This is a genomic window from Nonomuraea sp. NPDC005692 (assembly GCF_040631115.1).
GTDB lineage: Bacteria > Actinomycetota > Actinomycetes > Streptosporangiales > Streptosporangiaceae > Nonomuraea.
The window spans coordinates 69,246-89,289 of the sequence record NZ_JBEXYU010000033.1 but is presented as its reverse complement, the minus strand read 5'-3'; the positions used below and the strand labels follow the sequence as shown (position 1 = coordinate 89,289).

The 20,044-nt window shown below is 72.6% G+C and carries 12 protein-coding genes; all 12 read right to left on the bottom strand.

The window, feature by feature from the left end:
- Positions 1-44 precede the first annotated feature (44 nt).
- Positions 45-596 (bottom strand): hypothetical protein, encoded by a 552-nt coding sequence (locus tag ABZ459_RS42820; RefSeq protein ID WP_357983708.1) that lies wholly within the window; start codon positions 594-596, stop codon positions 45-47.
- On the bottom strand, positions 589-1,113 hold the full coding sequence (locus ABZ459_RS42815) for a hypothetical protein (RefSeq protein WP_357983705.1): 525 nt from the start codon (positions 1,111-1,113) through the stop codon (positions 589-591). Before ABZ459_RS42815 ends, ABZ459_RS42820 begins: the two co-directional genes overlap by 8 nt.
- A 46-nt stretch (positions 1,114-1,159) precedes the next feature.
- Entirely contained in the window at positions 1,160-11,386 is a 10,227-nt protein-coding gene (locus ABZ459_RS42810) for a hypothetical protein (RefSeq protein ID WP_357983702.1), read from the bottom strand.
- Positions 11,387-11,482: 96 nt separating this feature from the next.
- A complete protein-coding gene (locus tag ABZ459_RS42805; protein WP_357983699.1) occupies positions 11,483-11,818 on the bottom strand; it encodes a hypothetical protein in 336 nt (111 codons plus the stop codon).
- Complete coding sequence (locus tag ABZ459_RS42800; protein ID WP_357983696.1) at positions 11,815-12,210, bottom strand: YbaB/EbfC family nucleoid-associated protein; 396 nt, start codon at positions 12,208-12,210, stop codon at positions 11,815-11,817. Before ABZ459_RS42800 ends, ABZ459_RS42805 begins: the two co-directional genes overlap by 4 nt.
- A 94-nt stretch (positions 12,211-12,304) precedes the next feature.
- Complete coding sequence (locus ABZ459_RS42795) at positions 12,305-12,739, bottom strand: hypothetical protein (protein WP_357983693.1); 435 nt, start codon at positions 12,737-12,739, stop codon at positions 12,305-12,307.
- Complete coding sequence (locus ABZ459_RS42790) at positions 12,706-13,599, bottom strand: SseB family protein (protein ID WP_357983691.1); 894 nt, start codon at positions 13,597-13,599, stop codon at positions 12,706-12,708. The genes ABZ459_RS42795 and ABZ459_RS42790 overlap by 34 nt, the downstream gene beginning before the upstream one ends.
- Positions 13,600-13,615: 16 nt before the next feature.
- Positions 13,616-15,430, bottom strand: coding sequence for an asparagine synthase (glutamine-hydrolyzing) (gene asnB / locus ABZ459_RS42785; RefSeq protein WP_357983688.1), 1,815 nt, complete (start codon positions 15,428-15,430; stop codon positions 13,616-13,618).
- 181 nt (positions 15,431-15,611) lie between these two features.
- A complete protein-coding gene (locus ABZ459_RS42780; RefSeq protein WP_055509312.1) occupies positions 15,612-15,818 on the bottom strand; it encodes a cold-shock protein in 207 nt (68 codons plus the stop codon).
- Between the two features lie 213 nt (positions 15,819-16,031).
- Positions 16,032-16,421, bottom strand: coding sequence for a VOC family protein (locus ABZ459_RS42775; protein ID WP_352320544.1), 390 nt, complete (start codon positions 16,419-16,421; stop codon positions 16,032-16,034).
- A gap of 133 nt (positions 16,422-16,554) precedes the next feature.
- The gene (locus tag ABZ459_RS42770; protein ID WP_357983685.1) at positions 16,555-18,366 is read right to left on the bottom strand and encodes a serine protease; all 1,812 of its coding nucleotides are present in this window, start codon (positions 18,364-18,366) and stop codon (positions 16,555-16,557) included.
- 210 nt (positions 18,367-18,576) lie between these two features.
- Positions 18,577-20,043: a M81 family metallopeptidase gene (locus ABZ459_RS42765; protein ID WP_357983682.1), complete on the bottom strand. Its 1,467-nt coding sequence runs from the start codon at positions 20,041-20,043 to the stop codon at positions 18,577-18,579.
- Position 20,044: the final 1 nt, after the last annotated feature.

Sequence of the window (20,044 nt, the reverse complement as noted above, 5' to 3'; positions counted from 1 at the left end):
ATCGGTAATGAGAGCCTTACCCTCCGGCGGGCGCACTCTGCCGGTCAGGGCCTTGTGTGCAGGCTTTCGAAGTCGTCGAGGCTCTTGCGGTAGAAGGCCAGGTCGTCCTCCAGCTTCGCCCGGGTCAGGCGCTGCGGCTCGGTCTCGCGCACGGTCCTGCCCAGGTCGCTCCAGAAGGCGTCGGGCGGCAGCTCGGCGGCCTCCGGCGGGAAGAACTTCAGCGCCTCGGCCACCGCGTCGGCGGCGAAGCGCCAGCCGGTCGCCACGGCGTCGTACCGCTCGGGGACGGCCGGGCCGACGGCGTAGAACAGGCCCTCCTCCAGGGCCCGGCTCGCGTACGTGGTGGCGATCAGCACCCACTGGCCGGGGTCGAGCAGCTCCGACAGGCCGGTGCCGAACGTCGCGCCGGTCTCCCTGGCCGCGCGCTCGGCCTCGACGGGGACCTCGACCTCCACGTCGTCGAGCCGCACCCACAGGCTCTCGGCGTCCTGGGCGACGGTGGCGCCGCGCGAGGCGCCCGGCGTGCCGGAGTGGGCCACCAGGTCGATGTAGACGTACGCCTCGACGAGCGAGCGGCCCAGACCCTGCTCAGGCATACTCACCTGCCAGCGCCTGGTAGGTGTCGCGGACGACCAGCAGCCGGTCGAGCTGGAACCTGCCGGGCTCGGCCGCGCGCACCCCCTGCCCGCGTTCGGACCAGAACCCGTCGGCGGGCACCGTGTCCGCGCCCGCCGGCACGAACTTGACGACCTCCTCCACCGCCGCGGCGGCGATCCTCAGCGTGCGCAGAGCCTCGGCCCGGTTGGCCACCGGCACGTCGCTGGCCGTCAGGTCGGCCACCCACAACCACTCGCCCGCGTCGAGCAGCTCCGACGGCTCGGGGCCACCGAACGTCGGGAACCCGGCGGGCAGCACCGGACGCTCCGGCAGCCCGAACACGAACTCGCGCGGCGTGCCGCACTCCTCGCACGGGCCGAAGTAGCGGTTGACCAGCTCGCCCTCGACGTCGACCAGCCCGTTGCGCCAGGTCGTGTCGGTGGACCCGCAGGCGCAGGGGTTGAGGTCGAGGTAGAGATGTGCCTCGTCCCTCGTCCGCGCCACCGCGAAAGCCATAGCCGTCCTCTCCTCGGGGTTCCCATGATGCCCGACGTCCCGCCTGTCACACCGCCACCGCCTCGGCGTCCGGCGTCACCAGCTGGGTGTCGTTCAGGCGGAGGCCGCACACGCATGGCTCGTCGTCCGGGCACACGCACTCGCCCTCGGGCGGGTTCCAGCCGGTCGTGTTCGCCAGCGCGCGGACCTCGTCCAGGATCGCGGACCAGTCGCGGGGGCGGCGGCCGTCCGCCAGGGTGGCCAGCTCGTTGGCCACCTGCGGCGGAAGCAGCCGCAGGATCTCCGGGCGGGCCTCGGTGACCAGGTCGAACAGCACGCCGAGGCGGCCCAGGCGCTGCCTGGTGTTGGCCACCCGGACCTGGCGCACGGCTTCGTGCAGCTCGGCCAGCTCCTGGCTGTCGGCGGGCGACAGGTCCAGCGCGCGGGCGATGGCGGCGGCGGCCGTCCCGGCGGCGGCCCGCTCGTTCGCGCCGACCGTGCGGGCCGGGTCCACGTCGTAGGTCAGCACGCCCGGGTCGGGCTCGCCGGACCCGGGCCGCCGGACCTCGACGGTGATGGGCGCCCGGCCGGGCAGCACGATGTCGAGAAGGCCGGGACCGTGGATCACGACACGCGCGCCCATGAGGGCGGCGGCCCGTACGACGGCTCCGGCGGCGGCCGTCTCGGGGAGCGTTGCGTGGCCGCGGATCGCCGTGACGTGGGCGGGGGTGAGATGGCCCGCGCGGGACAGCTCCGCCAGCCTGGACGGCGCCTCCTGCTGGTCGCCGGCCAGCCCCAGCCGCCGGGCCTCCTCCTGGAGCGCCGCCCGTTCGGTGCGCGAACGGACCGGGCCCGCCTCGGCGGCCGCCCGCGCCAGCCCGCGCAGCCGGGCCAGCGCCGCCGCCTCGGCCGGTCCGGGCCGCCCGCTGTCTGCGGGACGGTCCTGCGTCGACCGGCCGCCGGCGGGGTCGCCCGCGAGCGTGGCGGCGTGGGCCGCGACGTGCTCGGCGACGGCCGTCGTGGCCCGGGAGCCGGCGTCGGCGGGCACCCGCAGCATCAGGTGGCCGGGAGCGCTCGACTCGACGGTCACCCCGGCCGCGCCGGGCGCGGCCTCGGCCAGGGTCAGCGTGAACTCGCCGCCCGGGGCGGTCACCGTGAACGTGTCCGCCGGCCCCACGTGCGGGGCGGCGCCGTTGACGGCACCGGCTCCCGGGGTGATGGCGGGCACGCCGGCGATCTCGGCCAGCTTGCCCAGGCCGGGCGGCGAGGTGTCCAGGCCGGTGGCCGAGCCGCCGTTGAGCAGGCGGGCGATCCGGCTCTGCGGCTCGGGGGCCGCCGGCGCGCGTGGCCCGGTGCCCCACGGCGGGGCCGGCGGGGTGTGGCCGCGCCGGCGGATGTCCTCGGCGACGGCGTCGATGGCCGCCGCCAGGCGCTCCCGCCGGGCCGGGTCGGTGGTGGCGTGCCACTTGTCGGACAGGTGGGCGTGCTCGTCCATGCGGGGGAGCAGGCACAGGTCGGTGCCCTCGGTCTGCTCGCCCTGCGGCGACGTCCTGAGCACGCCCTGCGGCAGGCCGGCGGCCGCCGCGGTCGCCGCCTGGACGACGTGCGAGAGGTCGTGGACCAGGACCGACGAGACCAGGTCCGGATGCACGCGTCCCCAGATCCGCAGCAGGTGCGGCTCCTCGGCCGTGCCCGCGCGCGGCACGGTGATCGCGTTCAGGCCGTCGCCCGGCTCCCCGACCTCCACCCGGACGTGCTGGTCGGGCGCGCCCGGCACCTGGACGGTGAGGACGTCGTCCCCGGTCCAGCCCACGTGGGCGGCGGCGCCGCCGAGGTCGACGGCGGACACGGGCTGGCCGCGCAGCTCGTCCAGGCTCAGGTCGGGAACCCCTTGCGGGCGCGACGACCTGCTGAACGGCGTGTTCTCGATCGCGGGGGACGGCATCCCGGCGGCCGGCGTCACGCCCTGCGCCACGCTGCCGCCTACCGGGTCCGGCTGCTCGGCGTTGACGGGCTTGGGGGCCGGCCAGGCGGGCGGCGGGGCGGGCGCCGGAAGGGCGTCGACGGCCGCGAGCGCGGCCTGGACCTGTTCGGTGAAGGTGCCGGCCGTGCTCGGGTTCATGTAGACGTCGCGCAGGTCGAGCCCGGCGCCGACGGCCGCGTCCAGCAGGTCGGGGGCCAGGCCCGCGAACGCGTCGGCGAAACCGCCGTCGGCCGTCTCGCTGTACAGCGAGCCGTCCGGCATGACGCGGTAGCGGTGCACGCCGTCCGCCTCCCAGACCGCCACCCTGGCCACCTCGCCGCGGTTGCGGGCGGCCAGGCGGGCCTCCTGGAGGGTCTGGATCGGGTTCTGGTTCTCGGAGGCGGGCACGTGGGTGAACGTCGCGGGCGGCGGGCCGCCCGGACGCGGCGGCGCGATCCGTACGCCCGCGGCCATGCGGGCGCGCAGCTCCTCGATCTCCTCCCCGAACATGATCACGTCCACCTCGCCGGTTGACGCGCCCGGCAGGTGCACGGGCTCGCCGACCGGCCGCTCGTTGCCGTCGCGCAGGCGCGCCGTGTACTGGAAGTCGACGTCGTAGTCCACCCGTAGACGTACGGTGTAGAGCTTGCCCTTCTCGAACATGCTGCGCTCGCGGCGCGCCCCGTGGTGGTCGCTGACGCTCTCGGACGTCTGCTCGCCGCCCCGGGCGCCGCCGTTGACGCCGGTCGAGGAGTCCGACCCGTTGACGCCCCAGCCCACCGGGGTCGTGTGCCCGCGGGAGACGGTCACGTTCTGGGCGTCGGCCTGCCGGTCGACCTGGCCCTTCTCCCCGTCGTACGGCCCGGCCACGATCGTCAGGTCGGACGTGCGGGCGTGGACGGTGACCGTCACGCCCTGGTCCTTGAACTTCTGCCTGGACACCCGGACGACCGGCTCGCCCGAGGGGCCCGTCATCCGCTCGAAGGCCGTCAGCAGCGCCGACGGCGCCAGCCGCCTGACCAGCTCGGGACGGCGTTCCTGGACCGCCGCCGCGCCCAGCATCTTGGTGAGCTGGGCGGTGACGACCTCGTACAGGCTGGGCTTGGCCGGGCTCTCCCACAGCGCCGCCGGGAAGAAGCCGGGATGCAGCTCGGCCTGCCGGGGGTCGCTGGTCATGACGACCGGCCCCGGGTCCTCCCCGACGGGCCTGGTCATGCCGGTCGGGAGGCGTCGCACCAGCGTGGCCTTGTAGGTGACCGGCGGCGTGGCGCGCGGCTTGTGCTGCAGCCTGTCGGCCGCCTGCTTGGTGGCGGCCGACACCTTGCCGCCCCGTACGGGCCTGCGCTCGACCTCGATGACGAGCTGCATCTCCTGCTGTACCCGGGTCAGCCCGTTGAACAGGCCGATCCGCTGCAGCCTGGTGTTCTGGTGGTTGGTGGAGCCCGAGTACCCGCGGTTCCTGTCGGTGGACAGGCCGCCGCCCTGGCCGCCGTTCGGATCGCCGGCGCCCTGGTCGAGGCCCGCGGACCAGGACCCGTTGTACGACTCGGAATGCGACAGGTCGGTGTACCGGTAGTGCTGGACGATCAGGCCGGACTGCGACGTCTGGCTGAGCATCCTCGCCGTGCGCGGGTCGCCGACGGGCACCATGCGTACCCGGACCGTCACCTCCTCGGCCTGCGTCACCTGCGCGCCCTGCTGGACGTGGTAGCTGCGCTCGAAGCCGCGGGCGGACCACATGTCGGTGACGTGGATCAGCGCCGCGTCCTCGGAGAAGTCGACGTTCAACTCCTCGCCGAGGGTGGGGCTCTCGTCCAGCGCCCCGGGCACGGCGTCCTGCACGGCGCTCCGGACGGCGTCGATCACGTCGACCGGGTCGCCGTTCTCGTCCGTCAGGGTCAGCGACTCGGTCGAGCTCGCGCCCACCGACCGGTCGTACGGCGGCGCGAGCACCACGTCCCTGGAGCGTTCGAGCTGGTCGGCGGCCGTGTCCAGGGCCTGGTCGAGCTTCTCCTGCGGGCTTCCGCTGTCGGGGGTGTCGAGCCCGGTCACCTCCTTGAGCTTGCTCAGCAGGGCCTGCGGGGTGTGGCGGTCGCTGTACTCGTTGGTGACCCCCGACTCGACCATGTCCTTGACGTAGCGCTGGACGAGCGGGACCGCGAGGCTCCGGTCGAGGGTCAGGCTGCCGTTGAGGAACCGCTCGACCGCGTCGCCGACCAGGTGGGGCGGCAGGTCGAGGTCGCCTTCCGCGTGCATCAGCAGCGCGTCGTACTCCGAGACCGTGAACAGCGCGGTGCCGGACGTGCTCGTCGTCCTCGACTCGCTGAGGGGGATCCGCTCGCCGTTCGGCACGCCGTGCTCGGCGCTCTCGGAGCCGGTGAGGGTGAGCTCGACCGAGCTGCGCAGGATGTACTGGCGGCCGAACTCGATCGTCAGCTCCTCGCTGCCCCAGATGTCGAGGATCGAGGTGGACTCGGACGTGCCGCCGGACCGGGAGGGCAGCGAGAGCGTGCCGCTGTCGCTGGTCGTGCCGCCGTCGTCGAGGTCGCCCGCGTTCGTCGTCATGCCGGCGGACAGCCCGGACGAGCCGCCCCACGAGATGCCGGCGCTGCCGAGCCCGAACAGGATGTTGCCCGTGACCTGGTCGACGACGCCCAGCACCTCGGTCTCGCCGACCTCGCCGGACACCGACAGCGACGAGCGCGTCGGGCCGTTCGGCCGGATCATGACGTCCGTGGTGAGCGGCCGGTTCAGCAGCTTGGGGTGGGCGACCAGGTTGCGCACGTTCAGGAACGCCATCAGGTGCTGGAAGGCCACGGAGTCGCGGATCGTGGCCCGCGGCAGCACCCGGCTGGCCGCGCTCATCGGCCGGCCGACGTCCACGTGCAGCAGCCGCGCCTTGGACCGCAGCTTCGGGGACATCCGCCCGAGCGGCGCGGGCGGCGTGGGCTTGGTCGAGGGCAGCAGGTCGGCGGCGAAGACGAGCTGGGCCGAGCCCTCGCTGTTCACCCTCATCGTCGTCGTGCCGTTGTGCAGCAGCTCGGCGGTCATCTGGTGGCCCAGCGTGAAGATCGCGACCCCGCCCTTGCTCTCCTGGAGGGTCACGACGTTGGTCGTGCCGCCGGCGCTGGAGCCGGCCGAACGGGTGCGGTTGCCGCCGCCCTTGACGCCGGCCTCGTGCGAGAGGCCGTCCTGCCCCTCGTTCGGGCCGTCGCTCTCGCTGACCCCCGCCCCGCCGCTGTACGTCCTGGACCTGCCGATGCCTCTGGCGGAGGTGTCGGAGCCGATGTCGAGGTTGACGACCGTCTGGGAGTCGGTGTGACCGACGTAGGTCGCCTGGTTGAAGTCCTGCTTCAGCGACAGGCGCAGCATGTAGTGCTCGGGGGCGGAGTTGAGCCCGTGCAGCGTCAGGTCGAGCATGATGCCGTCCTGGGCCAGGGAGTCGTAGGCGGAGCGGATCCGGTGCTCCGAGAGCTGCTCCATGACCTCCTGGAGGTTGAGGATCTGGCTGGCGCGGGTGAGCCTGTTGGAGGAGTACTCCGGCACGCCGTTCACGGTCTTGGGGATGACGCCGCGCTCGGCGAGCCCGTCCAGCACCTTCTGCCGGAACTCCTCCAGCCCCTCGATGTCCTGCACCAGCCCGGGGCCGGCGCCGCGCATCTTCCCGGGCCCGTCGCCGAGCCATACGGGCAGCTCCTCCTTGCGGCCGGGCGGCGGGCCTGGGTGCGGGTCGCCGCGCATGATCTGCTCGCCGTTGGCGTCGGTGACCGGCACACCGTTCTTACGGGCCAGCGCCGCGCTGTCCACGGGCAGGCCGTACCGGTAGGCGGCCGACTCCCGCATGTCCACCAGCGCCTCGCTGAACATCGGCCGCAGGGTGACCGGCCGCTTGCCGACCTCCTCCACCGTGAACGTGGTCACCACCGTGAGCCGGTAGCTCTGCTTGTGGTGGGTCTTGCGGTGCACGCTCGGGTGGATCGCCTGCCTGTTGGCCGTGGCCGAGTACGACCGTGACGCGCCTCTCGCCCCGTTGGCCTTGGGGCCGATCGCGGGCTGGTACCCGCCGAGGTCCACGGCCGCCAGCCCGGGGGCCTTGAACCCGGCCGAGGCGCTGCCTTCCAGCGAGGAGCCCGACGAGGCGCCCCCCGGCGTCTGGACGAAGTCGACGAGCACCTCCTCCTCCCACTCCGCGGCGGTCGCGCCGCCGACCGGCTCGGCGGTCTCCACCACGACGCGGCTCTCGGCACGGATCCGGACGTGCGGCTCGCCGTTCCTGGTGATGACGCGCTCCAGCCCGCCGTTCACCGCGTCCCGTAGCCGGTGGGGCAGCTCCTGGGTGACGAAAGAGCGCAGCTCGTCGCGGGACACGGTGCCGACCGCGGCGTAGTCGCCGCCGAGGGTCTCGGCGAGCGCGTCGACGGCGCCCTCCAGGTCGCTCATGCTCTGGACGACGACGTTGGGCATCTTCTGGCCGCGCTTGGCCCGGTCGATCCACTCCAGTTTGCGCGGCGGCTGGTCGGTGGCGGAGTGGGAGAACCACAGCCGCTGGCTCGAGGAGTCGCCGGGAGCGCCGGAGTCGACCGTGACGGTGCCCCGCCAGTTCTCGTCCTGGCCGGTGCGGATCTCGGCCGTCCAGGTGGCGGCGGCGTCGAACAGCAGCGACTCGCTCCGGTTGTCGGTGACCGAGCCGCCCTGCGCGTACATGCCGGCCCCGCCGCTCGTCGACCAGTTGCGCCCGAGCGAGGCGCCGAGGCCGACGCCCAGCAGCTCGGCCACCGTCCGCGCCACGTGGTCCTCGGGCAGGAACTGCGCGAGGACGCTGGTGTCGAAGCCCGCCGACACCCCGCCGCTGCCCGACTGGGTGATCGAGGCCGTACGGCTGGCCTGGTAGAACAGGCCCACCATCATCTCCGACCCCTTGATGGCCGGGTCCAGCACCTCGATCAGGTCGGAGAGGGTCAGCTTGATCCGCACCTCGGCCGCCTTGCCGTGGTGCCCCACGGTCAGCACGAGGCCGTCGGGGGAGACGGCCTTGTGGAAGTCGGCCCGGATCGCCCGTTCCAGCTGGTCGGCGCTGTACCGGTGGCCGATGTCGTTGTCCGCCAGCAGGTTGTTGACGGCGTCGGTGAGGGTGGACAGGTGGGCCAGCCGGCCCGTCGGCTGGGCCCCGGCCAGGCTGATCTCCTGCGGTAACGCGTTCGCCAGTGCGTTCAGGTAGGCGGCGTGCTGCTGGAGCACCTGGTTGGCCAGCCGCTCGGCGACGTGCCGCATGCCGACCGGCCCGCTGGGCGCGCTGGGGTTCTCGATCTCGTTCATCGCCGTGAGCAGCTGCTCGTACGTCTGCCGGGTGCGCGTCGCCTGGCGCAGCGCGGCCTCGTACGCGTCGGCGATCCTGGTGTGCCGGTTACGCGTGGCCTGCTGGTTGCGGGCCTCCTTGCGCGCCGCGGCCGCCCGCTCATGGCGGCCCTGGTCGCGCTTCCGCTTGGCGTTCCGCATCTCCTTGGTGGACTTGCGGGCCGCTTCCTGGGCCTCCTGGGCGGTCTTCCGCTTGGCGTCGATCTGCTCCTGGAGCGCCGCCTCGGCCCGCTTGAGCGCGTCGATGACGGCCGGCAGCTCCTCGCGCGCGGGGCGGCCCTGCGGCACCGGCGGCGCGTGCGTGGGCCTGGACCCCGGCTTGGGGGCCCAGGGCGGCAGCGGCGGGGTGTGGCCGCGCTCGCTGAGCTGGCGGGACACGCCGTCGATGTCGAGGGCGAGGAGCCGCTGCTCCTGCGGCGTCTGCGCCGCGTGCCACTGCTCGGCCAGGAACGCCAGCTCGTTGAGCTGGGCCTGGGCGCACATGTCCTGGGTGGGCTCGCTGGTCGCCGGCTTGCGGCGCAGGAAGCCCCGCCGCTTGGGGGCGGTGTCCTCCTGGAGCTTCTGCAGGGTGTCGGTGATCTCGTGCAGCCAGACCCGGGACAGCTGGCTCGGGTCCATACCGGGGGCGAGGTGCACGACGTGTGCGTGCTGGGCGTCCTCGCCGGTCGAGAGCTCGGTCTCGCCCATGAGCCCCTCGGTCATCTCGCCGACGACCGGGCGGAAGTGGTGGGTGCCGTTGTTCCTGGTGCGGACGACGAGCGTGCCGTCGGCCGACCAGGTGATGTCCTCCACGTCCTGGTTGAGGAAGTGGGACGGCCGCAGGGCGTCGGCGCCCGCCTTGACCTCATCGGGCTGCAACGAGGTGCCCGATCGGGCGTCGGGGACGTGCCGGGTGCCCGGCACCGGCCTCGACGTGACCGTGCCCGGCTTGCTCGTGGCGGGCTGCCGGGTCTCGCCCGACTCCTGGGCCAGCAGCACCAGCGCGGTGGCCTCGGCCTGCAGCTCGTCGGCGTCGGTGACCTCCTCGGCGCGGGTGTCCAGGGCGGCGCGCACGCGTCTCATGGTGGCGGCGCGGATCACCCGTACGCTGCCGTCGGGGCCGGGGATGAGGAGGTCGTCGTTCGGGCCGACGACCGCGCCGGGGAAGTCCACGGTGAGCGAGTCGTGCAGCGCGTTACGGGCCCGGACGGTCGCCAGGACGGGCGTGGGCGGCGCGTTGTCGGGGGCGGCGGCCGAGGTGGTGGCGGGGGTGCCGTCGTTCTGCGGGGTGGCCGATGCCTGCTGGTCGCCCTGCTGCGCGGTCGGCCCCTGCCGGTTGTCCTGCTGTGCGTTCTGCTGCGTGTTCTGCTGAGCGCTCTGCTGGTTGTCCTGCTGTGCGTTCTGCTGCGTGTCCTGTTGAGTGCTCTGCTGGTTGTCCTGTTGGGCGTTCTGCTGGTTGTCCGGCCGGGTGTCCTGCTGGGCCGCCGGGGCGGGCCGGTCCTCCTGCTGGGGGGCCGGTTGCTGGTGGTCGTCCTGCCGGGTGTCCTGGGAGTCGTCCTGGGTCTGGGGGGTGGCCGGGGCGGCGGCGGTCTGCGGGGCCGGTGCGGAGCTGCCCTTCGCCCTCGGGTCCGGGGCCTGCGGCGTCGTGTCGGAGTCCGCCGCGGAGTCGTCGGTGGAGTCGTCGTCGGTCTCGGCCCGGGGCTCGCGGTCGGTGTTCTGCCGGTCGTCCTGCGAGGTGGAGCCGCGGCGCGGGCCGGCGTCCGAGTCGGGGGCGGACGTCGAGGAGGTGGTACCGCGCCTGACGTCGTCGTTCTGGCTGGAGGAGGGCGCACCGGCGGGCGCCGCCCCGCCAGGGGCGACGGGCCCGCCGCCTGAGGGGTCCTGGCCGCCGGCCGGCGGGTTCCCGCCCCCTGTGGCGGGGTCCCCGCCGCCACCCGCGCGGGCGGCGTCGGTACGGGCCGCGGTGTCGTAGGCCGACTGCAGGGCAGTGACCGGGTCGCCCAGCCATGTCCACGTGTCGGTGCTGTGGATGCCTTGCGTGTTGGTACGCCCCGCGCCGCCCAGGAAGCCGCCCATGATGGCGTCCGCCGTGAACGGGTTGTCCCACTGGCCGTACACCAGGCCGTTGGCGAAGAAGCTGCCGACCGGGGAGGCGATCGTGTTGGTCAGGCCGGTGGTCATCGCGCGACCGGGGTAGCCCGGCATGTGCCGGGTGACTTTGGAGATGGGCCCGGACAGCCCGGTGCCGACGAGCGCGCCGCCGCCGGCGCCGATGATCGCCGCCCGGGACTTCTTCCAGTCCCATTCCTTCCTGGTGCCCATCTGGATCTGCTGGTACTGGGCGCCGGCGTCGATGGTGAACTCCTCGCCGATCTCCTCGATCAGCTCCTTGCCGATCGCGGAGCCGAGCAGCCGGGTGATGAGGCCGCGCCCGGTGGCGCCGTTGAGCGCGGTCACCCGGGCCAGCTTCCCGGCGCCCACCTCCCTGGCGCCGATCATGGCGAGCCGGACCAGGATCCGGCTGATCGCCGCGCGTGCCGCGGCCGCGTACGGCCCGATGATCGCCGTAGAGGAGCCGGCCGTGAAGAAGGCGACGAAGAGCGCGATGGCGATGGCCACGATCGTGACCCAGAAGGCCACGTTGACGGACAACTTGGAGTACTGGGTCTCGACTGCGAAATTTTCCGACTGGCCCAGGTAGTCCTGCGACTTCCCGGCCGTGCCCGCCATGCCGGCCCCGTGGCCGAACAGGTACTTGGCGCGGTAGACGAAGTCCGCGCTGGCGGGCGAGGACCAGCCGGCCGCCACGGTGCGCACGGCCGAGCCGGCGCGCGGCGCGGTGCCGATCGCCCCGGCGGCGAGCGCGTGGTAGGCATGGGCGAGCTTGGACATCCCGCTCTCGCTCGCATCCGGCCACTTCTGACCGGCCGACAACATCGGGAGCAGCCAGTTGACCACCCAGTCGGGCAGCACTTCGGTCTCCCAGACCGGCTCCACGTCCCGGTCGATGCGGACCGGGGGCTGGACGGTGGGCGCACTCGACGAATTCTGAGAAGTCGGCCCCTGGGGGCCGGTGGCGCTGTGCGACACGCGTCAGACCTCTCGCGCTTTGAGGTCTTGCTCGATGGCGGCGTCCACGCTGAGGGTGTTGTCGATGCTGGCGCGGAGCCTGCCGCACGCGTCCATCAGCTGCTTGGAGAGGTCGACGCACTGGTTGAGCATGCGGTTGGGGCCGTCGTCGCGGAAATGGGAGTCCTTGAACGACCGGCCCTCCATGCCGTTGCCCCAGGGGGCGGCGGCCAGCGCCTCGACGACCGCGGCGACCAGCCGCTCGGACTCCTTCTCCCAGTCCTCGGCCATGGTGGTCCACTGGGAGATGCCCGAGTCCACGACGGGCTTGATGATCTGGGTGCCGTCCCAGGGCCTCATCGGCTGCCTCCCATGCGGTCGGCGAGCCGGGCCATGACGGTTTCGAGGTCGCCGCTCAGATGCGCCTCGAAGTCCTCGCGCGGGATCACCGGCTCGAAGATCTCGGTGACGCGCTCCAGGGCGCGCTCGGCGGCCAGCCGGGTGGTCTCGGCGATGGTGTCGGCGAGCTGACGGGCGTCGGGGCGGCGGTAGATGCGCGGGTCGAGGTCGAGCCGGATCAGCTCGCCGCGCGAGCCGACGGTCACCGACACCAGGCCGTCCCGCGAGGTCTCGGTCACCTGGACGGCCTTGGCCTGCTGGTGCAGCTCCATGCCCACGTCCTGGATCTGGCGGAACATGTCGCGCAGCTCGTCGCCGTATGCCCGCATCCCCGCCACGTCAGGAGAATCCATGACACCCCCGCCCCAATGCTGCGTGTTTCTTACGTCACATCCACCTTTCAGGTCAGTTTCTGTCACATGAACAACAGGAGACAAGAGCCAATCCTCAAAAAGGCCCATTCTGCGGACTTATCGCCACAACTTCCTCGCGGAGCTCGGTGATCTCCGTCCGTGGGGCCCACGCCCGGTACACCCCCCGCTCGACGCGCTCCAGCCCCAGCGCGAGCGCCGCGGGCGCGGAGCCGCCCAGGTATTCGAGCAGGAGCAGGCCGTCCCGCTCGTCGTGCACCTGGAACCGCTCGCCCCGCCAGGTGCACTCCGTGGTCACGAACTGCAGGGACGCGCACTCGGTGACCGGCACCGTGCGGACGTGGCAGCCGGGCTCGACCTCCTCGAAGCCGTCGGCCGGGCCGGTGGTGCGCAGGCGTACCCACAGCTCCAGGGGGTGCGGCTCGGGGCTGGCCACGTAGTCGGCGCCCTGCCAGTGGGCGCGGTAGAAGTGCCAGGTCATGCCGCCGCCCTCCGGCCGATCAGCAGCCATCGCCGCAGGTCACCGTGGTAGAGCGCGCGCCGGTGCTCGGTGCCCTGGTGGGTGAGCTCCCAGATCTCCGCGCCGTGCGGCAGGCCGACCCCGTACACCTTGTACTCGCGGATGACCTGGTCGACGTTGGGCACCAGGCCCATGCCCACGAACGGCGGCTCCTCGACCACCCAGCCGGCCACCGCGTCCCGGCCCTGCTCGTCGAGCCCTCCGTACGGGGTGCGGTAGAGGTCGAGGCCGACGGGATGCCAGCGCAGGATGTTCAGCGAGCCGTCCTCGGTCAGCATGTCGGGCTGCCCCAGCGCGTCGGCCAGCACTGTGGGCGTGGCGATGTGCGAGACGTCGAGGGCGTGGTGGCAGTAGCCGGAGACGCGCGGCTCGGCCGTCGCCAGCAGGTCGCCGATGTCGGACGGGGACAGCAGCTTCTGCACCACCGGCACCCCCGACCCGGGCGCGAGCCGCAGGTCCTGGACGAGCGTGGGCACCGCCAGCCTGGCCAGCGTCCCCGACTCCAGCAGGAACTCGGCTCCCAGGCCCGGGTTGACCGCCAGGCCCCATCGCGGGTCCGGCCAGCCGGCCGCCAGCTCGGCGGGCGAGACGATCCGGCAGTGCGTGGCGAGGCCGCCGGTCGCGGTCACCATCGCCTCGACCGACGTGAAGGCCAGCAGCCACGTACGGCCGGAGCCCGTGGCCGTCGCCCAGGCGGGCGGCTCGGTCCCGGCCGCCGCGGCGGCGGTGATCGGCAACGCCAGGTCGGCGTCGCGGAGCAGGCCCAGGCACAGGGCGATCTGCCCGTCCTGGTGGGCCGCCCACAACCGTTCCTCGAACGGCGTGGCCGGCAGATGATCACTGGACGTCATCCGCCCAGTCTGCCCGCTACAACTCCAGGCGTACGCCGTAGGAGGTCAGCCAGACGTTCAGATCCAGCGCCAGCTCCAGGCCGTACCTGCTCATCGTGGTCGTCACCTTCCCGGCCGGCGCGAAGGCGGCCTCGCGGACGGCGTCGGCGTCGAGCAGCTGCAGCACCGGGGCGTCCTTGTCGGCGGCCAGCTCGCGCAGCGCGTCCCGGAGCGCCTGCTCGTAGCCCACGTCCTGGGTCACCGGGTACGGGGCCTTGACCCGGCGCACGATCGGCTCGGGCAGCAGGTCGGCCCCGGCCGCCCGCAGCAGGCTCTTCTCCCTGCCGTCGAACGTCTTCATCGACCAGGGCGTGTTGAACACGTAGTCGACCAGCCGGTGGTCGCAGAACGGCACGCGCACCTCCAGCCCGACGGCCATGCTCATCCGGTCCTTGCGGTCGAGCAGGAAGGGCAGGAAGCGGGTGAGGTGCAGGTAGCAGATCTCGCGCATGCGCCGCTCGCGGGCGTCCTGCCCGGCCACGTGGGGCACCTCGGCCAGCGCCGTACGGTAGCCGTCGGCGGTGAAGGCGTCCAGGTCGAGCTGGCGGATCAGCGACTTGTCGAGGATGTCGGTCGGCTGCTGCTCGCGCATCACCATCGCCAGCCACGGGAAGGTGTCGGCTTGGACCGTCTGCGGCAGGTGGAACCAGGCGTACCCGCCGAAGATCTCGTCGGCGGACTCGCCGGACAGCGCCACGGTCGAATGCTCGCGGATGGCGCGGAAGAGCATGTAGAGGGAGGAGTTCATGTCGCCCAGGAAGCTCGGCGCGTCCCAGGCCCGGACCACCGAGGCCCGCAGCTCGGGATCGGCCAGCTCCGCCGGTCCGAGGATGATGTCGGTGTGCTCGGAGCCGACGTGCTCGGCCAGCATCCGCACGAACGGCCGGTCCGGGTCGCCGCGGTACTCGTCGGCCCGGAACTGCTCGGCGTAACCGGCGTAGTCCACGGCGAACGAGCGGATCGGGCCGTGCGTCCTGGCCAGCGCGGTGACGACGCTGGAGTCGAGGCCGCCGGAGAGCAGCGTGCAGAGCGGCACGTCGGAGACCAGCTGCCGGCCGACGATGTCGTCGAGCAGCTCGCGCACCGTGCGTACGGTCGTGTCGAGGTCGTCGGTGTGCTCGCGGCCCTCCAGCGACCAGTAGCGGCGCAGCCGCGTGCCCTGCCGGCCCACGCGCAGCAGATGACCGGGCGGCAGCTCGCACAGGCCCTTGTAGACCGACCGCTCCCGGACGGTGGCCATGCTGAGGAGCTGCCGCAGGCCGTCGAGGTCGACCACGGGCGGGGCCAGCGGGTTGGCCAGGATCGCCTTGGGCTCGGAGCCGAACAGCACGCCGCCCGGCAGGGGGTAGTAGAACAGGGGCTTGATGCCCATGCGGTCGCGGATCAGCACGAGCTCCTGCGCGCGCTCGTCCCAGACGGCGAAGGCGTACATGCCGTTGATCCGGTCGGCGACGCCCTCTCCCCATTCCAGGTAGCCGCGCAGCACGACCTCGGTGTCGCTCCTGGTGCGGAAGCGGTGGCCCTTGGCGGCCAGCTCCTCGCGCAGCTCGCGGAAGTTGTAGACCTCGCCGCTGTAGGTGATGACGGCCAGGCCCTCGGCCTCGATCGGCATGTGGCCGCCCTCGACGTCGATGACGGCGAGCCTGCGGTTGCCGAGCGCGGCGTGCGGTTCGAGGTGCAGGCCCTGGTCGTCGGGGCCCCGGCAGCTCATGGTCGCGGTCATGGCGAGGGCGGTGGCCCGTTCGCTGGTCAGGTCGCGGTCGAAGTCCACCCATCCGGCGATGCCGCACATGCGAGGGTCCTCTCAGACGCAGTCCTGGTGGTGCTCCCCGGCGTCGGTCTGACAACTTGCCTGACGCCCTCGCAACATAACCGCGCGGAGCTGATCGGTCCATACCCGATCAAATGCCCCCAAAAGCGGTCTGGGCCCGCACCCCCGAAGAGGTGCGGGCCCAGACGCGGGCTGCGTGAGGTCAGGCGGGAACGATGTTCTCGGCCTGCGGGCCCTTCTGGCCCTGCACGACGTCGAAGGCCACCTTCTGGCCCTCGGTCAGCTCACGGTAGCCACCGTTGGAGACGATGTTGGAGTAGTGGGCGAAGACGTCGGCGCCGCCGCCGTCCTGCGCGATGAAGCCGAAGCCCTTTTCCGAGTTGAACCACTTCACGGTACCGGTAGCCATAACGATCTCCTTCAGATGACGTGCAGAGACGGGATCCGCACCGTGCGGATCCCCGTGTCGCCGCGATGAGCCCATCCCGGAGATGACCGGAAAACAAAAACGCACCTGAAAGTCCAGCTAGGTCAGGTGCGCACAAAGTCTTTTATGGGTACCACAACTGCAACGGGATTAAAGCTAGCACACGATCTGCTCCGGAGGCAAACGCGGGGCGGTTCACCGCGGATCGCGGCGCAGCGGATGGCCGGGCGGCACCTCCACCAGGACGATGCGATGGCCGTCGGGGTCGGCGATCCACATCTCGACCAGGCCCCACGGCTCGAGCCGCGGCTCGCGCAGCACCGTGACGCCCGCCTGACGCAGACGCTCCTCCTCGCGCCCGACGTCGCGCACCTGCAACCAGATCGACAGCGTGCCGCCGGTCGCGGGGCCGTCGGAACGCCCGGCGACCTCAAGGAAACCCTGGCCGAGGAAGAACACCACGCCGGGATCGTCGTCGGGGCCGAACTCGCGGTAGACCGCCAGGCCGAGGGTGTCGGCGTAGAAGCGGCGGGTTCGGGCAGGGTCGGTCGGCCGCAGGAGCACGCGGCTGCTCAGCACGTCCACGAGGTCATCGTAGGCCGCGGCGGGCGCGGCGGCCCGGATCCGCCGGGCGCACGTCGTGGCCCCGGAACCCGTCATGGGGTTCCGGGGCCACGCATCCTGACGTGTCTGGCGGGACTCGGCTCACGCGGGCCCGTCAGGCGTTCGGGGGCTGGTCGCCGAGCCTGCGCTGGAGGTCGGCGATCTGCCGTTCCAGGTCCGCGACCTGCCCGGACCTGGGGTCCGCGGGCGGGCTGAACTGGCCGTAGCGCACCGACCTGGTCTGGTCGCCGCCGGGCTGCTGGTGAGGGGGCTGCTGGTGAGAGGGCTGGTGGAAGTGGGCGTCCGGAGCCGATCCGTACGGGCTCGCGGCGTGGCCGTTCGCGCCGTACCCGCCGGGGCCGTGGCCGTCGCCGCCGTAGCCGTCGCCGCCGTGGCCGTACGGGCTCTGGGCCTGCTGCATCGGCTGCATCGGCGGTGAGAGCTGGGCCTGCGCCGCGGGGAGCTGCTGCCACGGGGGCGGCGGCACCGCGCCGTACCCGGGCTGGGGCGAGATGATGGCCGGCTGGGGCCGCCGGCGTCCGCGCAGGACCTTGACCACGACCGCGACCAGCACCAGGAGCAGCAGCACGCCGCCGGCGATCAGCACCCACATGAGGATCGGCTTGGGCGTCTCGTCCTTGCCGGCGGAGATGGCCTGCTGGGAGTCGCTGATGTACTTGGCCACGTACGGGTGGTTCGGGAACAGCGCCTGGACCTCGCGGAACTTCGGCAGCGCGTCGGAGTAGTAGCGCCGGAAGAAGTCGTTGAGCGCCTCGTTGTACCGGGTCGTCGTGATGGCCTGGGCGGGCTTGACGTTCTTCTCGCCGAGCTTCTCCTTGATGATGCCGACCGGCAGGACGAAGCTCTCGCTCTCCGAGGCCTCGCCGCCCTCGCTCACCGTGCCCGCGATCAGCATGCCGACGACCTTGCCGTCCTTGCTGAACACCGGCCCGCCGGAGTTGCCGTGGTAGGACGGCGCCTGCGTCTGGATGTACGGCACGCCGGTCTGCGTGGTGCGCTTGGCGTTGTACGGGCCCTCGGTCAGGGCCGGCTCCAGCTTCGACTCCAGGCTGAAGAACGGCGTGTTGGTGACCAGGCCGGGGAAGCCGCTGATGTAGAGCGTGTCACCGGTGCGCACGTCGGCGTCGTCGCCGAGCGGCACGGTCGGCAGGTTCTGCTGGCCGTTCACCTTGAGCAGCGCGAAGTCCTTGCCGGGGTAGCTCTCGCCCACCGACACCAGCTCGGCCGGGACCGCCTTGGCCGTCTTGTCCACGCCGCCGCCGGGCAGGCTCTGCATGACCGACAGGCTCTGCTTGAGGTTGCTGAGCTGCATGTGGGTCGAGTTGAACGTGACGTAGATCTGCTGGGCGAGCTTGAGGATCTCCTCGTCGTTCTTGAGGTCGCCCAGGCCGCTGATGATCTCCTTGGCGTCCTGCTTGTTGAACTTGGCCAGCGCCTGCTGGGCGAAGAGCTGGCTGAGCTCGGTCTCGCCGACCTGGACGCAGTGCGCCCCGGTGACCATGTAGCCGTCGGGGGTGACCCACCAGCCGGTGCACATGCCGCCGACCTCGGCCTCGACCGTACGCATCGGCGTGGTCGAGGACACGTAGGTGTCCACGTTGGCCGCGATCTGCTGGAAGACCCACTTGCCGATGCTGCGCTCGTCCGAGGAGATCTTGCCGGACTGGACGGCGGCGACGGCTTCCCGGACGATCTGCTGGTAGGCCACCTCGTTGATCGTGTTGGACGGGACGGACACCGTCGCCGTGTAGGTGAAGCTGGTCAGCTGCACCGCGGGCTGCGTACGGGCCGCCAGCCAGGTGCCGACCGGGACGTCGGGCCGCTCGTCGGGGGAGTCGTCGGCGGCCGCCGGCAGCGCCGGCAGCATGACCGCCGCGACGACCGCCGCACCCGCGGCGACCCTCATCAGCCTTTTCCTGAAATATCCGCTCACAGGCGGAAATGATGAGTTAGCCCTCTTGTTCCTGGCTTGGAGCCGACTGGGAGCCCCCTCCAAGCCCTGCCAGACCCGGGGCCGGAGGCCCCTTCCAAGCCCTGCCAGAACCGGGCCCCAAGCTCCCGCACCGCCCCGGCGTAGCCCCTCCGGCGCGCTTCGGCGTCGGAGGGGCCGGGGCGTCTAGGAGGCGGTGATCACGGTGAGGTCGGCGTCGAAGTCGCGGTCGAGAGGGAAGACCGGCCGGGCCAGGCGCTCGTACGGCAGGCGCTGCAGGTCCTGGTCGACCCCGCCCGGCGTGAGCGCCAGCAGCCAGTCGCCCGCCGCGTCGAACAACTCGGGCTCCAGATAGCCGATCTTGACCGTCACCAGGTCGACGTCGTCCACCTGGACGCCCAGCCGGGCGTAGGAGGCCAGCTCGCGGTACTGCATGCGCCGGGAGGTGACGAACACGCTCAGACCGCCCACCCGCACGCTGACGCACAACCCGCCGTCGGGGTCGTCCGCGACCGCCTCCAGTACGCCCTCGATCGGCAGCGGCCCCGGCTCGCGGGCGTCGATCCGGCCGCCGACGCGCAGACTGACCGGCGAGCCGGGCGCGAGACCGGCGATCTGGGCCACGGCCTCGGGGTCGACCAGCGAGGCGTACACCGCGCGGACCGAGCCGCCGGCGATCTCTGGACGGGCCAGCATGCGTTCGAGGGCGAAGGTGACGTCGTCGGCGCCGCCCGCGCCCGGGTTGTCGCCCGAGTCGCTGATGAAGAACGGGCGCCGGGCCGGGTCCTTGACCGCGGTCAGCGCCTGGTCGAGGCATTCGTCCATGGAACCGGTGGGCGCGACGAAGGTGAACGCGTCGCGCGCCGCCCAGAACTGCTCGCCCAGCTCGCGGGCGGCCGCGGCGGTGGCGGCGGCGTCGGTGCCGGTGGCGACGACCGCGCCGCGGCAGCGGGGCTCGTCGGCCCAGGCGAAGCCGATCCAGATGGCCGCGTCGATGACGCCGTCCCTGGCCTCGATCTCGGGGACGCGGGCGTAGAGGCCCTTGGCCGGCTCGACGCGCGTGCTGGTCATCTCGCCGGGCAGCAGGATCGGCACGTGCACGAGGGCCTTGTGCGGACGCTGCCCGCGGCGCAGGGCCGCCACCAGGTTGCGCGCGGCGCGCTCGCGGGTCTCCCAGACGTCGACGTGCGGGGCGGTGCGGTAGCAGGTGAGCAGGTCGCAGCCGTCGAAGAAGCGGTGGGAGACGTTGCCGTGCAGGTCCATGGCCGCCGAGACGAACGGCTGGCCGCCGGTCACCGAGCGGACCACGGTGACCAGGTCGCCTTCGGCGTCCTCCAGCCCGACCACGCTCATCGCGCCGTGGATGTCGAGCAGGACGCCGTCCACCGGGCCCGCGGAGGCCAGCCCGGCGGCGATCTCGGCCGCCCAGGCGTCGTAGGTCTCCCTGGCCACGGCCCCGCCGGGCAGGGCGCGGGCGTGCACGAGCGGGATCCACTCGACGTCGGCCGCCCACGGCTCGGCGAGCCAGCCGTACCGCGCCAGCAGGGCGTCACCGCGGGTGACCTCGAAGTCGGCGGCGGTGCTCAGGTGCGGGGAGAAGGTGCTGGACTCGATGTGCACGCCGCCGACGGCGACGCGGAGGGGACGGGACACG